This window comes from Gemmatimonadaceae bacterium (assembly GCA_036273715.1).
Lineage (GTDB): Bacteria > Gemmatimonadota > Gemmatimonadetes > Gemmatimonadales > Gemmatimonadaceae > JADGGM01.
Map to the genome: position 1 here is coordinate 66168 of DASUHB010000011.1, position 22403 is coordinate 88570.

Genomic DNA, 22403 nt, shown 5'->3' on the forward strand with positions numbered 1-22403 from the left:
CTCCGGTGAGAAGAGTCTATCAACCGACAGCCGGCCGAATCATTCGGCAACGAGGCGTGGCAGAAGGCTGCAGAGTGGAAAACGAGGGCGGCCACCCGCCTTCAAACTATCGCTGTCCGGCGCGCGCGAACAATACGCCGTTATCGAGCACGAGCTGCATTGGGAGCCGGGTGCCACGAGGCAGCGCATCGTCGGCCGGGATGACCGACAAATAGTCTTCCGTAAGGCCGGAGCGGTGCGCGCGGTCGCCAAGCACGACCACATCTGCCTCGCCGCCATCGCGGCGGCGCCGATATGCCTGCGCGAGCTGCTCGCTCGCGGCACGAAGCTCGTCGGCGCGCCGCACGACATCGCGCGTCCTGACCGCGCCGTCGAGCCGTTGGGCAGCCGTACCCGGGCGCGGCGAATACGGGAACACGTGCAAGCGCGTGAAGGGCAGCGACGCGACGAGGCGCATCGTCTCGCGATGGTCGTCTTCGCTCTCGCCCGGGAAGCCGGCGATCACGTCGGCGCCCAGGCCGAACACCGATGCATCGCCCACGATGCGCTCGATGGCGCGCGCATAGGCGGCCGACGTGTACCAATGGCGTCCCATGCGCTTGAGCACGCGGTCGGCGCCCGACTGGAGCGGCGCGTGCAGGTACGGCACGAGCCCGCCGTCCCGCGCGCGCAGTCGTTCGCCCAGGCGCGCATCGACCTCCGTTGCCTCGACCGAGGAAAGCCGGAATCGCGCGTTGGGCACGGCGCGCACGAGCGCCTCGACGAGCACGCCTAACGACGAGCCGGCGTCCCGCCCATACGACCCGATGTGCACGCCGGTGAGCACGATCTCCGTGTGGTGCTCGGCCAACCGCGCGGCTTCGGCGACGAGATCGGGCACGGGCCGCGAGCGATTCGCGCCGCGGGCCAGCGTGGTCGCGCAGAACGTGCAGTGCTCGTCGCAGCCGTCCTGGATGCGAAGCAGCGCGCGCGTGCCGGTCTGCCGCGCCGGCAGGGCGCCGTCCGGCGCCGCAAGGCCCAACGCCGCCGCGACCTCGGCCGCGCCGGCGCCTGGAATGACCCGGGTTACGTTAGGCAGCGCCCCGATGGCCGCCGGGTCGCGCGCCGACGCGCAGCCCATCACCACCGTCGCAATGGACGGCCGCCGGCGTGCGACGCGCCGGACCGCGCGGCGCAGATCCGCCTCCGCCGCCGCCGTCACGGAGCAGCTGTTGAAGACCGCCGCGTCCGCATCGCCCGGATCGGACACCACGTCGGCGCCGCCCGCCTCGAGCAGCGCGCGCACCACCTCGCTGTCGTAGTGGTTGGCGCGGCATCCGAAGGTCTGCAGGTAGACTTTCACGGCTGCCTAACCGCGCTCCGCAGCCGGCGCGGGCACGTGCGTGCGCGGCGGCACGCAGGGCAGCACGATGTGGAACTGGCTGCCCCGCCCTTCCGTGCTCTGCACCCAGATTTTTCCGCCGTGCGCTTCCACGGCCATCTTGCAGAAGGTGAGGCCGAGCCCCGAGCTCCGGACGCGCGGCGTCTCGGGCCGTTTGACCCGCTCGAAACGCAGGAAAATGATCTCGTGGTACTCGGGCGGAATCCCGGGACCGTCATCCGCCACCGTGAACAGGACGCCGCCCGAGGTGTCGCGCCGTCCGGTGAGCGAGATGGACACGCCGCGCGGGCTGTGCGTGAGCGCGTTCTGGATCAAATTGCCGAACACGCGCCGGAGAAGCCCGAGGTCGCCCTGAAAGACGGGCGCCTCATCGCTCGCATCCACCGATACGCGCGCGCCGTCCTGTCGAAAGCGCATCGCCCACTCGTCGGACACGGAGATGAGGAACGCGCGCGGCGCGAGCGGCTGGAGCTCGAGCGACACCGCGGCTTCCTCGAGCCGCGCCACCTCGAGCAGATCCTCGATCAACGCAAGCAGGTCTTCGGCCTTGCCCTCGGCGTCGCCTAACGCACGCCGCATCTCGGGCGAGTAGGCGCCGAAGTCGCCGTCGAGCGCCATCTCGAGCGACGCCAGCACCGAGGTGAGCGGCGTCTTGAGGTCGTGCACGATCATTTTCATCAGGTCGTCGCGCAGCTTCTGCAGCTCCCGCAGCTTGCGGTAGCTCTGCTCGAGCGCATCGGTGGCGAACTTGAGGCGGAGCAGCGAGCGCACGCGCGCGCCCAGCACCTGCCGGTTGTGCGGCTTGGTGAGAAAGTCGTCGCCGCCGGCCTCGATGGCCTTCACGCGATCGGTGCTGTCGTTGAGCGCCGTCACGAAGATGATGGGGATGCGGGACGTGCGCGGATCGCGCTTGAGCCGGCGGCACACCTCGAAGCCGGTGGCGCGGTCGTCGCAGCCTAACGAACCGGCCGGCATCGACACGTCCAGGATGCAGAGGTCGGGGTGCTGCTCGAAGCCGGCCGCGAGCGCCGATGGTCCGTCGGCCGCGCCGAGCACACGGTAGCCGAGCGCCGTCAGTTGATCGGACAACAACTCGACGTTGGCGGGCACGTCGTCCGCCACGAGAATGAGCGGCGCTTCGTTGGCGGCCTCGGTCACGAGCTCAGGGACTCAGGGGCGCACCATGATGCCGAACTCCGCTGTCCATGCGTGCTCGGTAACACCCGGCACCCCGGACCGAATCGCGCGCACCAGCGTGAAATCGATGCGCGACCGTCCTTGCGACAGCGGAACGCCGAAGCCGGCCGAATAGGCCGATTCCATGACCTTCGAGGAGTCGACCAGGAACGGGAGGCCGCGATGCCGATAGCCGATGCGCAGCGCGATCGGTCCGCCTAACGCAACCGGCCCGCGGAACTCGGCGCCGCCGCCGTATTCGGTGGTGTTGGTGATGAGCAGGCCCGGCTGGCCCAGGCCGTGCATGCTCGCCCAGCCTTCCCAGTCGGTGTGGAACGCGAGCACCACCCCCGGCAGCCCGGTGAACGTCACGCCCGCCCCCGCGCGCTTGGGCGCCGTGGCGCGCGTGAGCACCGTGTCGTTGCGGAACGCCGTGAGGCGCCCGCCTAACCTTCCCGACACGCCGATCGCCATGAACGACGTCGGCTGCCACATGATGCCGCCGCTGGCCCCAACCCCCGAGTACGAGAGGCGCGACGTCTGAGAGAACGTCTGGACCGTCGTGTCCACCGACGTCCGGAGAATCGTCAGGTTGTTGTCGCCCGAATACACGTCGGCCGACACGCCGAGCCACAACGTCTGCAGCACCGCCACGGCGATGCCGGGCTTGATGTCGTCGATCGCACCCGACACCTTGAAGTTCTCGGTGAACTGCACGCTGTCGCTCACGAAATGATCGAAGCCCGTGCGCGTCGTCTCCCACGTCCGGTCGAGCAGCGTCGACACCGAGATGCCCGCCGTCACGCGATTGCCGATGTTGATCGCGCCGCTCATGATCGGGAACCGGCTCGTGGTCGTGTGGTCCGACTGGCCGTTGGTCGTCACCTGGCGGAATTCCGGTGCGTACTCGACGTACACGCCGGGCCGGATCCACGCCGCGATCGAGGCGGGGTTGAGCGCCGACTGCGCGTCCGTCTCCGCGGGACCGCCGCCTAACGCGGCCGCGGCCGCGCTGATCTGGCCCGGCGGGTAGCCGAACCCCTGCGTGCTGATGGTGCCCTGCGCGCCGGCCGGCACGGCCGCCGCGCACGCCGCCGCGGCAACGAGAAGCGCGGGTGGGATGAATCGCGGTCGCATCACGGAAGTCCGAACCCGCTCCGGGGGATGTAGCTGATCTCGATGCGCGGCTTGAGGCTGTCCGCCGGTGCGTTGCTCGAGTAGAAGAGATATCGTCGCGGCTCGTTCCCTTCGCCCGTCGACTCCAGCACGATCGCGCGCTGCACGATCGCCGGGCCCACCCGCCGCCACAAGCCGAACACGCCCACGAGCGGAATCGTGTCCGCGCGCGCGATGTTGGGCCGGAAGTTCAGCGTCGGCACGCCGGTGATGCCTAACGCAGTCGGCGAGTTGACGAGCAGCGCGGCCGCCGGGATGTTCGTCACCGACGGCGACGCCTGCACCACCCCGACCTGCAACAGCACCGAATCGGTCGTATCCGCGGTGCCGAAATCCACGTTCGCCAGCTGGTGCAGAATCAGGTTCGCCCGCACGATCGTCGCCGACGAGTCGATCAATGCCGACGGCACCCCGAAGCGCATATACACGCGGCTCCCCGGAATGCCCCCCGCCGCCAGGATGCCGGAATCCGGCGGCGGCGTGCCTTGCAACACCAGATCATAGTCCGCCAGACTGCTGAACGGCGGCGCACCGGTGGTGTGCGTGTTCACGTTGCGCTGCGTGAACGCTTTCGTGGTGTCGTTGAAGCCGAAGTACTCGAGCGTCGCCGACAGGCCGCCGTTGGAGCTGCCGATGTTGATCTGCGCAAACCGGGGACTGGTGATGCGGACGCCTAACCGAATCCGCTTGCCGTCGCGCACGTGCTCGCCTACCCATCCGCTGTCGAGCGGGATCGTGATCGAGCCTTTCACCGAATCCCGCGGCACGACGAGCGACGCGATCGGCGCCGTGTTGAACTGCGCGTGCACCGCCGCCGTGTCGAGATCGGCCGCATTCGCGTCCACGTCGTACACCAGGAACGTCACCGTGTCCTGCACCAGGATCGTATCGCGCGTGCTGTCCGTCGGAGCGATCACCGAAATCTTGAGGCCGGCCGAGTCGACCCGCATGATCGGCTTGGGCGCCGCGAGCGTGTCCGTGTCCGGCAGGACGCGAATCAGCGAATCGAACCGCAGGATGGCCGCCGTCTGCACCGGCAGGCCGCCCTGCGTGTAGTTCGCGACCAGCAGCTGCTGCTCGGTGCCGAGCGGCGGGACGCCGATCACGTTGGTCATCGTGTCGAACGCGTCGGTGCCCGAGAGCACGACATCCTTCACCGTGAGCGTATCGGGACACAGCGAGGGACACGCGGCCCCGCCTGCCAGGTTCTCCTGACACGCACCCATCACGGTGACCACGGTCACCAGTGCGCCCAGAAGGAGCAGCGCGCGACGCGGCTTACGAGAAACGAGCACTCCGGCCTTCCACGGAGAGATGGTTCTGGTGCGCCTGACGCATCGCCATGCCAAGCACGATGCGCCGGCCGATCACGAACGGTCGAGGGATTGCGACGTGAACGGAGACGGCAGCAAAGAGGAGATGGACCAACGCGACTCGACGCCACGACTCGTACAACTCGAAATCTCGAGACGGGGGCCGAGCTCTCCCAACACTTGTCGACAAAGACCACACGGCGCTGCGGGAACAGCCGCCTCGCTCGCGATTACCAATGCAACAAAATCCCGCGCACCGTCCGCCACCGCAGTCGCGACCGCCACGCGCTCGGCGCACATCGATGCCGGGTACGACGCATTCTCGACGTTGCACCCGGCATAGATCCGCCCATCGCTCGAGCGAATCGCTGCGCCAACACGAAACCGCGAGTACGGCGCATAGGCATGATCGAGCGCCGCGAACGCCATCGCGCGAAGCTCGCGCCAGTCCGCATCCGACGTCCCGGTAGGCACGCCGACGAGTGCGGAGCCCGAAGCGCTATGCGTCACGCGGCGAGCAGCTCCGGGAGAAACGACACGCCGCGATCGCGAAAGTCGACCCCCAACCACTCCGCGACGGTGACGCCGAGGTCGGAGAAAGTGGATCGCTCACCCAGCGATCGCGGATGCACGCGCGAGCCCAGGACCAGAAGAGGCACACGCTCACGTGCGTGATCGGTGGATGGTGTAGTCGGGTCGTTCCCGTGATCGGCCGTCAGGAAAAGCAAGTCGTCCTCGCGAAGTGCGCCTTCGATGCCGGGCAGCGCGGAGTCGAACGCCCGCAGTCCTTCATAGAACCCCGATATGTCGTTTCGGTGCCCCCAAAGCTGGTCGAAATCTACTAGGTTGGCGAAGAGCAGCCCACCAGTGAGCGCGTCGAGCGCGCGATGAATTTCCGCAATGCCGGCCGCGTTGTCCGATGTATGTACCGACGAGAGCGCTCGTCCGGCGAACAGATCATCCACCTTGCCGACGCCCATCCGCGCAATGCCGCGCTCGGCGAGCGCATCGAGCAGCGTGCGCTCAGGCGGCTCGATCGCAAAGTCGCGTCGTGCGGCGGTGCGACGATAGGCGCCCGGCTCGCCGGTGAACGGGCGCGCGATCACGCGCGCGACGTCGTTGGGCGCGACCAGCATCGACCGCGCGATCTCGCAGGCGGCGTACAACTCCTCGAGCGGAACGATGCGCTCGTGCGCTGCCACCTGAAACACCGAATCCGCGCTCGTATAGAGAATCCATCGCCCCGTGCGCTCGTGCTCGGCGCCATACTTCTCGATCACCTCGGTGCCGCTCGCCGCAATGTTGCCCAGCACGCCACGTCCCGTGCGCTCGGAAAACTCGCGCACGAGCGGATCGGGGAATCCGTTCGGATACGTAGGGAACGGTCGCTCGAGACGCACGCCCGCGATCTCCCAGTGTCCGATGGTACTGTCTTTCCCGACGGATGCCGGACGCATCGTACCCCACGCAGCGCCGGGACGTTGGGCAGGCGCGACGCCGTCGAGCTCCGCGATGCAGCCGAGTCCGAGGCGCTCCAGGTTGGGGAGTTCCATGCCGCCCACGGCCCGCGCGAGATTGCCGAGCGTGTTGCTTCCCGCGTCGCCATAGACATCGGCATCGGGCGCCGCGCCGATGCCCACACCATCGAGCACGAGAATGATCGCGCGGCGCGTCACGACGCGTTCACGTACACGCGCGGCAGACGCGACTGGAGAGCCGTAAGAAGCTCGTAAGGCGACAGGCCGCCATCGTGCGCGACCGATTCCACACTGCGCTCGCGCACTCCGTCGCGGCCGATCAGCGTGACCACATCGCCGACATCGCATGCGATGTCCGTGACATCGATCATCGTCATGTCCATCGTCACGACGCCAACGACCGGAGCGCAGCGGCCGGCGACGAGCACCTGCGTGCGATTGCCGAGCACGCGACGGTAGCCGTCGGCGTAGCCCAACGGCAGCGTGGCAATGCGACGCGAGCCGGCGATCCGATGCGTGGCGTCGTAGCTCACGGAGTCACCGTCGTCGAGCGTATGGATCTCGACGATTCGTGCGCGAAGACTCACCACGGATTCCGGTTGGACGAGCGCGCGCGTGCCGGTGCCAACTCCGTAGAGGAAAATGCCGGGTCGCGCCAGCGACCACCGCGACGTCGTCACGCGCGACAGCGCGGCAGAATTCTCGGTGTGGAGGAGCGCCGGACGCGCGGGCAATTGCTCGAGTGCGTGCTCGAACCGCCGTTCCTGTTGGGCGAGCGAACCGTCGTCGAGCTGGGCGGAATGGAAATGCGTGAACGCGCCTTGGGGCGGCGATGCTTCGAGGAGGCCGCGCAGCGCTCGGACCTCGTCCCAGTGGACGCCGGCGCGGTGCATGCCGGTGTCGATGGCGAGGTGCCAGTCCTGGTGTCCGGCCCCGATCGCACGCCACGCCTCGATCTGTTGGGCGGTGCCGAGCGCTGGCGTTAGGCGCAAGGCGCGGAGGTCGGCGAGCTCGTCGGCGAGTGTCGGAGTGAACACGACGATCGGCCGGACGACGCCGGACTCACGGAGCTCGCGTCCTTCTTCGACGGTGGCAACGCCGAAGCCCCACGGCGAGACGGACTCGAGCGCGCGCGCCGCGGCGACAGCGCCGATCCCGTAGCCATCGGCTTTGATCATCGGGAGGAGCGCGGCGGCGCGGGCGGCCATCACGGCCCCATTGCGGCGTAACGCGCCCAGATCGATTTCGACCCAGGCGCGTGTCATCGACGTTCGCGTTGACGCATCATCGTTCGGGCGGGTAGTATACCGGCCCGGGAGGAACGATGCAAGCTAAATCAACGCTTGAAGATGCGCTCGCGCTCATGCGCGATCTTCGCGCGCGGTGCGAGTGGGATCGCGAGCAGACGCACGCCTCGCTGCGACCGTACTTGATCGAGGAGACGCACGAGCTCGACGACGCCCTGCGCTCCAACGACGCGGACGCGATGCGCGAGGAGTTAGGCGATGTCCTGCTGCAGGTGCTCTTCCACTCCGTGCTTGCCGAAGAAGCAGGCGACTTCGATGCGCACGACGTGGCGGGCGGCCTGATCGAGAAGATGAAGCGGCGTCATCCGCATCTATACGGCGGCGGCGTGAAAGAGCGCTGGGAAACGATGAAAGCGCGCACGCGCGGTTCGCTCACCGAGGGGCTGCCGTCGGGACTCCCGGCGTTGCATCGTGCCCAACGACTGCAGGACCGCGCGGCGGGTGTCGGGTTCGACTGGCCCGATGTCGAAGGACCGGCGCTCAAGGTGGAGGAAGAGCTCGCCGAGGTGCGCGAGCAGCTGGCGCGGCCGCGGGAGGACGCGCGCGACGCACTCGAGGCTGAGTTAGGCGACCTGCTGTTCGCGGTGGTCAATCTGTGCCGCCGCGCCAACGTGCACGCGGCGGTGGCGCTCGATCGCGCGAACGAGAAATTCGTGCGCCGGTTCGAGGGCATGGAGCGTCTGGCGGCCGAGCGGCACGTCGCGCTGTCGTCGTTGGACGCAACCGGACTCGATGCGCTCTGGAACGAGGTCAAGGGAGCGGAATGAGTCCCGAGGCAGCACAACACCTCATCTGCTTTATCTAACAAACAACATTATATACGCGTGTATAAGCCGTTGCTGCGCCTTACGAAAGCGTGGCTAGGCAGTGCGACTTCACGGCCTTAGTCTATTCATGAGCCGCGGAAACGCAATCGCTTCTCGCAAGTGCGGCAGTCCGCAAATCCACGCGATCGTGCGCTCGAGTCCGAGCCCGAAACCAGAGTGGATGAAGGTTCCGTAGCGCCGTAAGTCCAGGTACCAGTCGTACGCTGCCTCAGGCAACTTCTCGGCGCGGATGCGCGCGAGCAGACGATCGTAATCGTCTTCGCGCTGACTGCCACCGATGATCTCGCCGTAGCCTTCGGGCGCCAGCAGGTCGTCGCAGAGCACAGTGCGCGGGTCGGCCGGATTCTCCTTCATGTAGAACGCCTTTGCCTCGCGCGGATAGTTCATTACGAACACGGGCTTGTCGTACTCGGCCACGATGAGCGATTCGTCTTCGGCGCCCAGGTCATCGCCCCAGGCGGTCGCACTGCCCTTTCGATGCAACAGCGAGATCGCATCGCCGTAATCGAGTCGTACGAACGGCGGCACCACGCGCTCGAGCGGCGCGGTGTCGCGCTCCAGCACGACGAGGTCATCGGCGCAGCGATCGAGTGCACGACGAACCAGGTACGAGACGAAGTCTTCCTGAAGGCGCACGTTGTCGTCGCTGTCGTTCCAGGCGACTTCCGGCTCGATCATCCAGAATTCGGTGAGGTGCCTTCGCGTCTTCGACTTTTCGGCGCGGAAGGTTGGACCGAACGTGTAGATGCGGCCGAACGCCGCCGCGGCAGCCTCGCCATACAGCTGTCCAGTCTGGGCGAGGTAGGCGTTGCCTTCGTCGAAGTATTCGGTGGAAAAGAGTCCCGATCGCTCACCGATGGCCGCCGTGAGAATCGGCGTGTCCACACGGAGGAAGCCTCGTGCGTAAAAGAAGTCATGAATCGCTTGTTCGACCTCGTTGCGCACGCGAGCGATCGCACGCTGCCGGGGCGATCGCAGCCAGAAGTGGCGATGGTCGAGCAGAAAATCGATGCCGTGTTCTTTCGGCTGGATGGGGTAGTCGAGCGAGCTTGCGCCGATGATCTCGAGATTGGTGACGGCCATCTCGATGCCGCCGGGCGAGCGTTCTTCAGCGTGCACCTCGCCGGTCATGGCGACCGAGGTCTCCGTGGTCAACGCCGTGAAACGTTCCCAGATCTCGGGTGCGATTTGCGTTTTTACGAGGACGCCTTGTATCTGTCCGGTACCGTCGCGCAAGACGACGAACGCGATTTTTCCGGACGAGCGCAGATGGGTGACCCATCCGCGAACGGTGACAGAGCGGCCGACGTGCTGTTTCAGCTCGTCAATGCGAGGAGTACTCAATGTCCTTGAGGCGGTTAGAGTTACGGGGCGGGATCGGCAAGCTACGAACGACTGACGGCACTGTCAACTTATCACTGAACTCACGGGATTTTCCCGCTAGCGTGCGGTGTCCCGGAGATGTACGATGCAGGCGAGCGTATGAAGCGCAACGGTAGCGCGCTCGTCGGCAGCGGATGTATGCGAGGCACTGATTTCGCGTGGCGTGTCAGAGGCACGCGGCATGCCGCGTGGTGTATGATCCCGGTGCGGCGTCGTGAGCTCGCGCGGCGCTCCAGCAGCTCCATCACGATCCCGGCTGATCAGCCAGCCGGCACAGGACTCATACAGGACTTCATGCCGCGACGTTCTCAAGTACAGCGGCCCGGCTGCCCCGGCGATGCCACGCTCCGCGTCATTCGCCGTGCCGGCCCAGCGGTCACGTTAGGCCGCCACGCTCACTCGACGATCGGCGGGTCGCGCCCGTGAGCATTCGGTCCAAGTTAGGCGCTGGCCTCGTCGCCATCGCGCTCGTACTCCTGGTCCCTTTGTTCCTGGCTCTCCAGTCGCTGGAGAAGCTGCACTCGTTCACCACCGTGCTGCAGAAGCGAGAGTTCGCGGCGTCGCTGCTGCTCAACCGCATGCGGGCCGGCACGGACGAGCTGCGCCGCCTCGATCTCTCGCTCGTCTTCCTGCACCAGCCGCAGATCCGCGCGTCGATGGACTCGCAGCTCACCGCCCTGGCCGCGACGTCCGACTCGCTCGCGCACCTTGGCATGCAGTCCGCGTCGACCAAAATCGGCACGGCGGTAGCGCAGGTCGCGTCGTTCGTGCCGAGCGAGTATGCAGCCGCCGCGGCGGGCCAGGCGAAGATCGCGGACTCGGTGTCGACGCAGCACCTGATTCCAGCGATCGCGGCAACGGAGCGCGAACTCACGTCGGCCGAAGGCGTGCTACGCGATCGATCCAGCCGGCTCGTCGCCGAAGCAACCGCGGAAACGGAACAGGCACGCAACGCGGCGGCGCTCGGCTTGCTCGTGGCGGCGACGCTGGCGCTCATCATATCGATTCTGCTCTGGCGCACGATCGGCGGACCGATCCGCGATCTCGAGCACGGCATGGCGCAGATGGCGGACGGGAATTTCGGATATCGACTGCGTGTGAACGCGCGACGAAAAGACGAATTCGGCCACCTGGCCGAGAGTTTCGGGTCGATGGCGCATCAACTGGCAGCGCTCGATCGGCTGAAGGCAGAGTTCGTATCCGTCGCGTCGCACGAGCTCAAGACGCCGATCAACGTCATCCTCGGCTACCTGCAACTGATCGACGAAGGCGTGTACGGCACGGTGTCGCCCAAGATGCACGAGATCGTGCGCACGCTCGACTCGCAGACGCGCTCGTTGTCCCGGCTGGTGCATCAGTTGTTGGACGTGAGTCGGTTCGAGGCAGGCGGCGGCAAGCTCGATCTTCGCCCAACGAACCTCGATGCGTTCCTGGCCGAATTGGAGGAAACGTTCCGCGTGTTGTCGATGCAGCGCGGCATCGATTTCCGCGTCGAGCGCGCGGGTGTGCTGCCCGCCGAAGTGCTCTGGGATCCGGACCGCATCAGCGAGGTGCTCGGGAATCTCGTCGCGAACGCGTTCAAGTTCACCGAGCGCGGCGGATCGGTGGAGCTTCTCGTCGACGCGACGGAGGAGCAGGTGTACCTGGATGTGCGCGACACCGGCGCGGGCATTCCGCCGCAGCAGCTGCCGCACATCTTCGAGAAGTTTTTCCAGGCGGACAATCAGGAAGCAGCGGCGCACGCCGGCAGTGGACTCGGCCTGGCGATCGCGCGGCAGATCGTGGTCGCGCACGGCGGCCAGATTTCGGTCGAGAGCATCGTCGGGGTGGGCACGACGTTTCACTTGACGCTTCCCATGCGCGCCGGTGGTCGGGTGCACGAGCGGCCCCGCACGCCGATGTTCGGGGTTCCGGCGTGAGGCGATGGCTGTTGGTCGGGCTCACGCTGCTCGTCGCCGCGTGCGCCACGACGTCTGCACGACGCACGATGCCGCCTGCCGCCGACGACTGGATCGGCACGATCGGCGCGGCGAAGAATCAGGTTGCGTTAGGCCACTTCGACGACGCCGACAAAGCGCTGTACGAGTTCACGCAGCGCTATCCGTCGAGCCCGGAGGCGCGCGAGGCGACTTATTGGCGGGCGCTGTTCAAGCTCGATCCGGCGAATCGCGGCGGCAGTCCGCGGGCCGCGACGGAGCGGCTGGACGAATATCTCTCCGACACGACCCTGTCGCTCCACCGGGCGGAAGCGGCGACGCTGCGCCGCATCGCGGCCGAATTGGATTCGCTCGCCCAACGGGCGCCGGTGGTGGCGTCCAACGACTCGGCGCGCCTGGCCGACGCCCAGAAGGCGCAGCAGCGCGAGGACGATCTTCAGAAGGAGATCAAAGGGCTGCGCGACCAGTTGGACAAGACGAACGCCGAGTTAGAGCGGATCAAGAAGCGCCTGCAAGAGCGAACACCGTAAGGCGGACACGTCGGACAAAGCCGGATACAGCCGGAGACTGCGGGCGAAGGAGGCGCGAACACACCGTAAGGCGGACACGTCGGACAAAGCCGGAAACAGCCGGAGACCGCGGGCGAAGGAGGCGCGAACACACCGCTAGGCGCTGAAGGCGTTGCCTAACGGAGCACTGGGGGCTCTGCCTGTGAAAACAGAACGCCCAACGCCGTGTCCGGCCGTGTCCGCCTTACGCTTTTTGCTCCCGCTTTGTCCGGCCGTGTCCGCGTTGTCCGCCTTTCGCTCTGGCTCCGGCTTTGTTCGGCCGTGTCCGCCTTACCCGACGCGGAACAGTTCCAGCGCCCGGCGGTACCGCTCGCCTAACGCTGCGCGCAGCGGCGCGTGGTCGCGACCCCGGAGATCGGGGTCGGACGCCAGAATCGCTTCGGCGGCCGCGCGGGCGATCGCGAACAGGGCTTCGTCCTTGAGCGGGTCGGCGATGCGGAAGGTGGGGTCGCCGCTCTGCTGCGCGCCGAAGAGGTCGCCCATGCCGCGGAGCCGGAGGTCGGCGCGGGCGATCTCGAAGCCGTCGTCCGTGCCGACGAACACCTCGAGCCGCGCGCGCGTCTCCGGGCCCGGGTCGCCTAACAGAATGCAATAGCTGGCCGATCCGCCGCGACCGACGCGGCCGCGGAGCTGGTGGAGCTGCGACAGGCCGAAGCGCTCCGGATGCTCGATCACCATCACCGTCGCGTTGGGCACGTCGATGCCGACCTCGATCACCGTCGTCGCGACCAGCACGTCGATCTCGTGATCGCGGAACGCGCGCATCACCTGGTCGCGCTCGTCGGGCGGCAGGCGGCCGTGCAGCAGCGCCACGCGCCGGTGCGCGAACGGGCCGCGCGAGAGCTCGGCGTGCATCGTCGCAGCGGCCTTGAGGTCGGTCTTCTCCGATTCCTCGATCACCGGATACACCACGTAGCCCTGCCGCCCCTCGGCCAGCTGGCGCTCGACCGCCTCGAGCACGGCGCCGCGGCGCGACGACGGACGCAGGACGGTTTTCACCGGCAGACGGCCGGGCGGCCGCTCGTCCAACACGCTGACGTCCAGATCGCCCAGCGCCGTGAGCGCCAGGGAGCGCGGAATCGGCGTGGCGCTCAGGAGCAGCACGTCGGGACGGCCGGAGGGCGCGCCGGGGGCGGCCTTCGCGCCCAACGCGGCGCGCTGCTCGACGCCGAAGCGCTGCTGTTCGTCGATGGCGACGAACCCCAGGCGTCCGAACCGCGTGTCTTCCTGCACCAGCGCGTGCGTGCCCACCGCGATGAGCGGCGACGTGCCTGCCAGCCGCGCCGCGCGCTCGCGGCGCTCGGACGCCGTGAGGCGGCCCGTCAGCAGCACCGGTTCGATGCCTAACGGACCCAGCAGCCGCGTCAGCGTGGCGGCGTGCTGCTCGGCCAGCAGCTCCGTCGGCGCCATCATCGCCGCCTGATAGCCGTTCTCGAGCGCCAGCAGCGCCGCGAACAGCGCCACTACCGTCTTGCCGCTGCCGACGTCGCCCTGCAACAGCCGGTGCATGCGCCGGTCGCCGCACATGTCGGCCACGATGTCGCGGATGGCGCGCGTCTGCGCCCCGGTGAGCTCGAACGGCAGCTCGCGCTTGAGGCGGCTCGTGAGCTCGCGCTTGTTCACGAACGCGATGCCCGCGCGCCGCTCGCGGGCCAGCTCTTTGGCGCGGAGCTGCAGCAGGTTCACGAACAGCGCTTCCTCGAGCGCCAGCCGCGAGCGGCCGCGCTCCGCCTCGGCGAGCGTCGCCGGACGGTGCACCATGCGCAGCGCCTCGCGGAGCGGCGGCACGCCGGCCCGCTCCATCAGCTCGCGCGGCAGCGACTCGCGGACTAACGGAAGCAGCGCGTCCAGATGCGCGTGCACGATCGCGCGGATCTGCTTGAACGACAGCCCTTCCGTGGCCGGGTACACCGCGAGCACGCGTCCGCCGCTCACGTCGTCCGTCTCGGCGCCTCCGCCCAGGTTCACCATCTCGCGCGGCTGCAGCTGCCGGCCGTGGAAGAACCGCACGCGGCCGGTGACCAGCAGCACGTCATCCTTCTCCACCACGCGGTCGAGGAACGGCTGGCCTGGCCACGCCGCTTCGATCAAGCCCGTCGGGTCCTTGAGCACGGCCTGGAAGATCCGCAGGCCTTTGCGCGTGGGGATGATTCCCTTCGAGATCACCGTGCCGATCACCGTCGCATCCATGCCCGGCGCGAGCGTCGAGATGCGCGCGACGGTGCTCGCGTCGTGGTAGCGGTGCGGGAGGTGGTAGAGGAGGTCGCGCGCCGTGCGGACGCCGAGCCGGTGCAGCGCTTCGGCGCGGCGCGGGCCGACGCCTTTGAGATACGCGACGTTGGTGTCGAGGTTCGCCACGGTTAGGCGTTAGGCGGCTACTCGGCGAAGAGATCGCGGGCGTACTGCGCCGCGTCGAACGGCACCAGGTCGTCCGCCTTCTCGCCGACGCCGACGAACTTGATCGGCACGTCGAGCGCTTCGTGCACCGCCACCACGATGCCGCCGCGCGCCGTGCCGTCGAGCTTCGTGATCACCACGCCGCTGAGCGGCACCGACGCCGAGAACGAGCGGGCCTGGGCGACGGCATTCTGGCCGATGGTGCCGTCGAGCACGAGCAGTGTTTCGTGCGGCGCGCCGGGCAGGCGTTTCGCGATCACGCGCGCCACCTTCTGCAGCTCGGTCATGAGATCGTCCTGCGTGTGCAGACGGCCCGCGGTGTCCACGATCACCACGTCGGCGCGGCGCGCCACCGCGGCGTCGATGGCGTTGTACGCGACCGCCGCCGGGTCGCTGCCCTGCGCGCTGCCGATGAATTGCGCGCCGACGCGCTCGGCCCACACGCGCAGCTGGTCGATCGCGCCGGCGCGATACGTGTCGCCGGCGGCCACGACCACCTGCGTGCCCTGCCGGCGCAGCCGCGCCGCGAGCTTGGCGATGAACGTCGTCTTGCCGGCGCCGTTCACCCCCACGACGAGAACCACGGTCGGCGACGCGCCTAACGCCAACGCCGGATCGCTCTGCCCTGCGCGCAGCGATGTCTCGACGCCCGTGCGCAGCGCGTCCAGGAACTCGTCCTGCGTCCGCACGTAGCCGAGCTTCGCCGCGGACTCGACGTCGGCGACGAGCCGCACGCTCACGGGAACGCCGAAGTCGGCGTCGAGGAGCAGCTCTTCCAGCTGCTCGAGCGAGCCGGCATTGACGCCGCCGCGGACCACCACGCCGACGTCGAACAGCGCGATGTCCTTGAGGCGCTGCCAGAACGAGCGTCGCGGGGCGTCGTCGGCGCGGCGAAGAATGCGCATGGCTACGAATCGAAATCCGGTTGCAGTTAGGCGAAGCCGCTAGCGCAATCCGCGCCGGCGGCGCAGGAGCCACTCGATGCACAGCGCGGCGATGAGCGCGATGTAGCTCCACCACATGTCGCGCAGCCGCGGCTGATCGCCGAACGACGTCGCCCCGCCCACCGGTCCGCCGCGCACCGCGCCCGCGCGCGGCAGCAACTCGCGCGAAGGATTCACTACCAGCACCGCGGCGCCCCCGACCACGCGCGCATCGTACACGCCGGGCGGCATCGGGTCTGTCTGCGCAACCGTGGCGCCCGCGCCGAACCGCAGCGTAAGCGAATCATCGCGCGCCGTACCACGACGTCGCAGCACCACGCGCACGACGCTGTCTTTCGATGCGGCAGTCCCGCGCCGCCAACGCACCGGATCGCCGGCGCGCACCACGCCCTCGGCAGGCGTCGCCGCCCGAGGATCGGGACGCTCCGCACTCAACCAGTCAAATATACTCCCCCACAAGGCGACGAACGCGTCGGCGCTGGCGCCGCCGCGGAACTGCCACCGCCAGAACCCGGACGCGCTCACGACGACCACGCGGCGACCCTGCGCCGCGCCGCCGGCAATCGCCGGCCGCCGATCGTACTGCCTCGCGCGCGCCACCGTGAGCGCCTCCCACTCGCCGGTGGGCGCACGGGGCGATACCGTGATCGGCGGCAGGCTGTCCCACACGATGCCCGCCAGCGCGCCCGCGATCGGCGACGGCGGCGCATCGATCGCGTACCACTCGCCCGTCGTATCCGCCGACGGAACCACGAGCGCCAACGAACCCGTCATCGCCGTGCGCGGCGCACCGAAATAGCTCGTGTCGCCGTGCAGAATGGCGAGCGGCGCGTCGTGCATCGCGCCCTTCACCGTGCGCTCGTCCACCGGCGCCAGGGATCCATCCTGGCGCCACTGTCCGGGCGCGACGCGAAAGTACGCACGCGTGGGCAGCGCGACGGCGCCGCGCAGCACCGGCAGCACGAACCGCGCATCGAAGTCCGGCGACGTCGACGCGAGCACGGCGCCCGCCGCGCGCGCCACGTCCACGGCTACGCCTAACGTATCGTTGCGCGCTTCGCGATCTCCCGGTACGGTGACGACGGCGTCGAGCACCGATGGCCCAACGGGGCCGGCGATCGGCGCCCGCACCGTGATCGTCCGCTCGGCCCGGGCGGGCATCGAGTCGAGCGCCACCGACGTCAGCACGCGGCCGCCGAGCAGAATCCGGATGCTGCCCGGCGGCGTGGCGAGCGAATCGGCGCGGACGCCCACATGCAGCTCCACCGTGTCGCCGCTGACGGCTGCGCGCGGCGCATCGAGCGACACGACCGCGACGTCGCGCACGGGCGGGTGTGCGAGCACCACGATGCGCGAGCCGGCGGGAAAGCCGGGCAGCGCCGCCGGGTCGTCGATCTCGCCATCGGTGATGAGGTCGAGCGGCCGCCCCGCGCCTAACGCACGCTCGGCCAGCGCACGGGCGCGGGTCGACACGTCGGCCGGCTCCGGCGTGCGCGGCGCGCGGCGCACGCTGTCGCCGAAGAGCAGCACCGAATCGGGCGTCAGCGACTGCGCCTGGCGGCGCGCGCCGTTCCAGAGCGCGGTGTCGCCGTCGCGGGTCCAGCTCTCCGAGGCATCGAGCGCCACGAGCGGCGGCAGCGGATGGCGCGGGCCCGCCGGCGCGTCGAGCAGCAACGCCACGCCTAACGCAATGGCGATGGCCCGCAGCCCCGCGGGCACCCATCGCCTCGGGTACAGCCAGGCGGCGATCCCCGCCCCGATGGCGACGGCGATGATCCAGGAGAGCACGAGTGCGCGGGACGCTTGACGTGACGGGGAAGGAAACCGGTGAAGGCCCCTTCCCTACCCCACGGCGCCCGAGAGTTTCGCCAGCAGCGAATCGCGCGTCGCGTCGAACTTGGACTGCTCCGCGGCCGCGACAGGAAGGCCGGTATCACGCTTGAGCGCCGTGCGCGGGTCGCGCTGGCGTCCGTCCACCAGGATCTCGAAGTGGAGGTGCGGACCCGTCGCCAGACCCGTCATGCCCACGTAGCCGATCGTCTGTCCGATCGCGACCACGCGGCCGGGGCGAATGCCGCGCGCGAATCCGCGCAGATGGCCGTAGCGACTCACGATGCCGTTGCGATGCCGGATGTCGATCATGTTGCCGTAGCCGCCGCGTCGGCCCGCAAAGATGACGACGCCGTCGCTGATGGCGCGCACCGGCGTGCCCGCGTTGGCCGCGTAGTCGGTTCCCGTGTGGTTGCGCCAGATGCCGAGGATTGGATGCAGGCGGCGCCCGAAGGTGCTCGAGATCCGTCGAAACTCGAGCGGCGCACGCAGAAACGCGGCGCGCATCGAACGGCCCGTCTGGTCGAAGTACTCGGCGCGCCCGGGCGCTTCGGTGAATCGCACCGCGTCCGTCTCGGTGCCCGACAGATCGAACCGGGCGGCGAGGATGTTGCCGACGCGTACCACGCCGCCGGGCCCCTGGGAGCGCTCGAAGAGAACGCGGAACGCGTCGCCGGGCTGGAGCTCGCGGCTCATGTCCACGCGATACTCGTAGATGTCGGCGAGCGACCACGCGAGCTCAGAGCGCGCGCCCTTGGGCAGCACGCCGGCCGCGGAATCGTCGAGCGCGGCGTACAGGTTGGAGGTGATGACGCCGTGGACGGCGATCGTATCGGTGTGCCACGGCAGCCGTTCGTCGGCGCCGGTCCAGGCGCTGTCGCCTAACCGTGTGACGTGGACCAGGTGGTCGACGGCCAGCTGGAACACGACTTCCGACGGCGTCGAATCGCCGCGGGGGGTGCGCACGACCACGGGCATGCCGGCCGGCGTGCGGCGCGGATCGAGTGCACTGGCCGCGGTGAGAATCTTCGCCGCATCGGCGGTGCGGATGCCCGCGCGCTCGAGGAGGCCGGAGAGGGTTTCACCCGCGTGCAGGGTGTCGTCGCGAACGGTGATGCCCGAATCACTTGCGTTAGGCAGCGACCGGGGCGCCGAGGCCCTGGTGTCGGGGCGAACGGGCGTCGCGGCCGGTGCGAGACGCGACCAGTGTGGCCAGCCGATGCACACCACGACCACACCCAGCGCCACGATCGCCGCCGTCGTCCACGCGCGCGGCGACGGGCGCTTCAATCCATCTGCCTCCGGATGAACGTCGGAATCTCCATGTCACTGAGATCCTGCGACGTCTTGTCCGACGGCGCACCCGGTTGCGACGCCCGGCGCTCGGCCGGCGGCGCCGCGCGCGGTGGCACCACGGGCTGCTGGCGCTGGCGCTGCGCCGGGAACGGCAGCACCGGCGTCGTCGGCATCATCGCGGCGCGCGACGACGGTTCCATGACGGAGCCCGTCTGCAACGCGCGATCGAAGCCGGTCGCGATGACGGTGACGCGAATCTCACCCTGCATCGCCGGCTCGTTCACGGCGCCGAAAATGATTTCGGCGTCGTCGCCCACCGAGTCGTGCACGATCTCGTTGATCTGGTGGACTTCGCCTAACGTGAGGTCGTTGCCGCCGGTGATGTTGATCAGCACGCCCGTCGCGCCGCCCACGGAGATGTTGTCGAGCAGCGGCGACGAGATCGCCTGCTGCGCGGCCTCGATCGCCCGGTTGTCGCCGCGGCCGATGCCGGTGCCCATGAGCGCCGAGCCGCCGCTCTGCATCACGGTCCGCACGTCGGCGAAGTCGACGTTCACCAGCCCGGTGACGCTGATGAGGCTCGAGATCCCCTGCGTGGCGTGCAGCAGCACTTCGTCGGCCTTCTTGAGCGCGTCGCCGAAGGGAATGTTCTTGGCCACCACCGCCAGCAGCCGCTCGTTAGGCACGACGATCATCGTGTCCACGTGCTTGCGCATCTCGGAGATGCCCGCGTCCGCCTGCCGCATGCGCTTCCGTCCCTCGAACAGGAACGGCTTGGTGACGATGCCCACCGTGAGCGCCCCCGCCTCGCGCGCCATCTCGCATACGATCGGCGCCGCCCCGGTCCCCGTCCCGCCGCCCATGCCGCACGTCACGAACACGAGATCGGCGTTGGTCATCGCCCGCGCCACCTCGTCCCGGTTTTCCTCGATGGCCTGCCGTCCAATCTCCGGACGCGCCCCCGCCCCCAGACCCCTCGTCAGCTTCTTCCCGATCTGAATCTTGACGTCTGACTTCGAGTTCAGCAGGGCCTGCGCGTCCGTGTTGACGGAGATGAACTCGACCCCTTCGAGATGCTCCTCGATCATTCGATTGACCGCATTGCCGCCGCCACCTCCGACGCCGACCACCTTCATCCGGGCGTTCTGTGAGGTGCTCTCCTCGAACTCGAAGATCATTGCGGGGGGAACTCCTAATGAGTGACGAGAGAGGGGGACCTAAGTTCGGACGGAATATAATGCTTTCGCTTCCGAAACGCGCCAGAGACCAAGGGGCAGTAGAGGTACAGTTTGGTCCGGTACCCCGATGAGACTCGTTGCAGGCCGGAGGGACAGAGTGCTACGCTCATGAAAACGCGACCCTCGTACGAGAGCGCGCTTGCGCGATCAAAAAAAGTCCTGCAACCAGGTCTTCACTCTCTGCGCCAGCCGGTCCATGCCAGGCGCGGACACACCGCGTCTGCGCCCCGACGCCGCCCCCGGAACGCCGAGCGCCAGTCGCTGACCGCCATACAACGCCAGTCCAACCACCGTCGCGAACCGCGGCGACTCGACCGCGTCGCTCAAACCGCCGACGCTTGCCGCGGGTGAGCCCACGCGAACGCCCGTGCCGAAGACGTCAGCCGCCAGCTCGGCTGCGCCCGGAATGGCAGAGGCTCCGCCCGTAAGCACCACTCCGGCACTCAAGCGTCCCGCGAAGCCCGCGCCCGTGATTTCGCGATTCACCATCTCGAAGATTTCATCCATCCGCTGATGGATGATGTGTGCGAGCAATTCGCGCGGAATCTGGCGCTCGCCCTGCGCGACGGTGCTCGGCAGCTGAATCACCTCGTGTGAATCCTTCATCATCGGCTCGTACGCGCAGCCGTAACTCTCCTTGAGCCGTTCCGCATCAGCTTGCGTGACGCCGAGTCCGTGCACGAGATCGCTCGTCACGTTATTGCCGCCAAACCCGACGGTGCCGAGGAATCGGATCTTGCCTTCGTGGAACACGGCGAGATCGGTTGTGCCCGCGCCCATTTCGACGAGCGCCACACCGAGCTCTTTCTCGTCGTCGGTGAGCACGCTCAACGCGCTGGCCAGCGGTTCGAGCACCAGCTCCCGCACGTGATAGCCCGCCCGCTCGACCGCCCGACGAAGATTCGTGGCCGGCGACGCACCGATCGTCACCAGGTACATCTCCGTCTCGAGACGCATGCCGACCATTCCGATCGGATCGCGAATGCCGTGATTCTTGTCCACGCGGTATTCCTGCGGGATCGCGTGGAGCAGCTCGCGGTCGGCGGGAATCGCTTGCGTCCGCGCCACCTCGTTCGCGCGTTCGACGTCGGCGCGCGTCACGTCGTCGCCATTGACAGCGACCACACCGGAACTGGTCATCGCTTGCACGTGCTCGCCGGCAATGCCGGCATACACGTGCTCCACCGTCACGCCTGCCATGCGCTCGGCGTCCTGCATGGCTTTGGTGATCGAACGCGTGGTCTCTTCGATGTCGGCCACGACGCCGCGGCGCATCCCCGACGTTCGCGCCTGTCCGACGCCCAGCACTTTCAGATTCGGGTGCTTCGGAAAGTCGCCCACCACCTCCGCGATGATCGCGGTGGTGCGCGAGGTACCGATATCGAGCCCGGCAACGAGGCGTTCGGGATTCATTGCAGCCTGGCGATGACTTGATCTCTGAATCGAAGATCGAGCTCCGCGACGCGCGCATGACGCCGCGCGAGGTCGGCCTCGACAGGAATCACATCCGCGAGCCGATCTGCGCTCACGCCAACCAATGCTCGCACCATGACCGAAGGAAGTGCCACGTCCAACTCATCGCCACCCGGCCGTGCGCTGTGCCGCACCGAACTGATCTGTGCAAACAGTCGCGGCTCGTGCGCCTTCACGTCGGCCAACAGCGCGAGCACCGACGGGTCCGGGGACTCGACCACCGGCAGATCAATGTTGGTTCGACTTGGATCGATGGGCAACGCGTGACCGACTGCGTCCACCACACGAATCGCGCTTAAAGACGCACCTTTGCCTGGTGGTCCTGAAGTCTCGACGAGTGCGACGGGCGCGTTCTCAACCAACCGCACGACAAGAGTTCCGGGAAGCTTACGCTCGATCACAACGCTGCGCACCTGTGGGTCGCGTGCCACACGACGCTCGACCGGCGTGAGATTCATCCAGATCGACATCGTCGTGTCGACGTGCATACGCCCGATGATGCGCGACGGTTGCGCGTACACCGCGCCGTAGATCTCGACTTGTCGCACGTGAAAATAACCGAGCTGCGACAAGACGAGTGGTCCCCACCACGGTGCGGCGACGATCGCCGCGAGCGCCGCCGCGCCGGCGGGAATGCGCCATCCGATATTGCGCAGTCGCTCGAGGTATGCCGTCATG

General features: G+C 68.1%; 18 protein-coding genes. 3 read left to right on the forward strand and 15 right to left on the reverse strand.

What is annotated here, in order from left to right; all coding sequences use genetic code 11:
* Positions 1-106: 106 nt before the first annotated feature.
* The 7 genes from VFW04_01470 to alr all read right to left on the reverse strand — a co-directional run bounded on the left by VFW04_01470 (position 107) and on the right by alr (position 7789).
* On the reverse strand, positions 107-1342 hold the full coding sequence (locus VFW04_01470; GenBank protein HEX5177972.1) for a MiaB/RimO family radical SAM methylthiotransferase: 1236 nt from the start codon (positions 1340-1342) through the stop codon (positions 107-109).
* A 6-nt stretch (positions 1343-1348) separates the two neighbouring features.
* Positions 1349-2539, reverse strand: a complete 1191-nt coding sequence (locus VFW04_01475) for an ATP-binding protein (GenBank protein ID HEX5177973.1) — start codon at positions 2537-2539, stop codon at positions 1349-1351.
* Between the two features lie 12 nt (positions 2540-2551).
* Positions 2552-3694 (reverse strand): hypothetical protein, encoded by a 1143-nt coding sequence (locus VFW04_01480; protein ID HEX5177974.1) that lies wholly within the window; start codon positions 3692-3694, stop codon positions 2552-2554.
* Complete coding sequence (locus VFW04_01485; GenBank protein HEX5177975.1) at positions 3694-5028, reverse strand: hypothetical protein; 1335 nt, start codon at positions 5026-5028, stop codon at positions 3694-3696. The genes VFW04_01480 and VFW04_01485 overlap by 1 nt, the downstream gene beginning before the upstream one ends.
* A 72-nt stretch (positions 5029-5100) precedes the next feature.
* A complete protein-coding gene (locus tag VFW04_01490; protein ID HEX5177976.1) occupies positions 5101-5616 on the reverse strand; it encodes a cytidine deaminase in 516 nt (171 codons plus the stop codon).
* Positions 5553-6722, reverse strand: coding sequence for a phosphopentomutase (locus tag VFW04_01495; protein ID HEX5177977.1), 1170 nt, complete (start codon positions 6720-6722; stop codon positions 5553-5555). Before VFW04_01495 ends, VFW04_01490 begins: the two co-directional genes overlap by 64 nt.
* Positions 6719-7789, reverse strand: coding sequence for an alanine racemase (gene alr, locus VFW04_01500; GenBank protein HEX5177978.1), 1071 nt, complete (start codon positions 7787-7789; stop codon positions 6719-6721). Before alr ends, VFW04_01495 begins: the two co-directional genes overlap by 4 nt.
* Positions 7790-7848: 59 nt before the next feature.
* Between alr and mazG the strand changes: the two genes are divergently transcribed.
* Entirely contained in the window at positions 7849-8598 is a 750-nt protein-coding gene (gene mazG, locus VFW04_01505) for a nucleoside triphosphate pyrophosphohydrolase (protein HEX5177979.1), read from the forward strand.
* A gap of 108 nt (positions 8599-8706) precedes the next feature.
* On the opposite strand, the gene asnS is transcribed toward mazG, so the two are convergent.
* Positions 8707-10002 (reverse strand): asparagine--tRNA ligase, encoded by a 1296-nt coding sequence (asnS, locus tag VFW04_01510; GenBank protein ID HEX5177980.1) that lies wholly within the window; start codon positions 10000-10002, stop codon positions 8707-8709.
* Between the two features lie 461 nt (positions 10003-10463).
* Here asnS and VFW04_01515 point away from each other — a divergent pair, with 461 nt between their 5' ends.
* Complete coding sequence (locus VFW04_01515; GenBank protein ID HEX5177981.1) at positions 10464-11960, forward strand: HAMP domain-containing sensor histidine kinase; 1497 nt, start codon at positions 10464-10466, stop codon at positions 11958-11960.
* Complete coding sequence (locus tag VFW04_01520; protein HEX5177982.1) at positions 11957-12508, forward strand: hypothetical protein; 552 nt, start codon at positions 11957-11959, stop codon at positions 12506-12508. The genes VFW04_01515 and VFW04_01520 overlap by 4 nt, the downstream gene beginning before the upstream one ends.
* 309 nt (positions 12509-12817) lie before the next feature.
* Here VFW04_01520 and recG read toward each other — a convergent pair whose 3' ends face one another.
* The 7 genes from recG to VFW04_01555 all read right to left on the reverse strand — a co-directional run bounded on the left by recG (position 12818) and on the right by VFW04_01555 (position 22402).
* Complete coding sequence (gene recG, locus VFW04_01525) at positions 12818-14905, reverse strand: ATP-dependent DNA helicase RecG (protein HEX5177983.1); 2088 nt, start codon at positions 14903-14905, stop codon at positions 12818-12820.
* A 17-nt stretch (positions 14906-14922) separates the two neighbouring features.
* Positions 14923-15849 (reverse strand): signal recognition particle-docking protein FtsY, encoded by a 927-nt coding sequence (gene ftsY, locus VFW04_01530; protein ID HEX5177984.1) that lies wholly within the window; start codon positions 15847-15849, stop codon positions 14923-14925.
* A gap of 39 nt (positions 15850-15888) precedes the next feature.
* Complete coding sequence (locus VFW04_01535; protein HEX5177985.1) at positions 15889-17676, reverse strand: hypothetical protein; 1788 nt, start codon at positions 17674-17676, stop codon at positions 15889-15891.
* Positions 17677-17730: 54 nt separating this feature from the next.
* Complete coding sequence (locus VFW04_01540; GenBank protein ID HEX5177986.1) at positions 17731-19008, reverse strand: M23 family metallopeptidase; 1278 nt, start codon at positions 19006-19008, stop codon at positions 17731-17733.
* The gene (gene ftsZ / locus VFW04_01545) at positions 19005-20192 is read right to left on the reverse strand and encodes a cell division protein FtsZ (GenBank protein ID HEX5177987.1); all 1188 of its coding nucleotides are present in this window, start codon (positions 20190-20192) and stop codon (positions 19005-19007) included. Before ftsZ ends, VFW04_01540 begins: the two co-directional genes overlap by 4 nt.
* Positions 20193-20399: 207 nt before the next feature.
* Entirely contained in the window at positions 20400-21665 is a 1266-nt protein-coding gene (gene ftsA / locus VFW04_01550) for a cell division protein FtsA (GenBank protein ID HEX5177988.1), read from the reverse strand.
* Entirely contained in the window at positions 21662-22402 is a 741-nt protein-coding gene (locus VFW04_01555) for an FtsQ-type POTRA domain-containing protein (GenBank protein HEX5177989.1), read from the reverse strand. Before VFW04_01555 ends, ftsA begins: the two co-directional genes overlap by 4 nt.
* Position 22403: the final 1 nt, after the last annotated feature.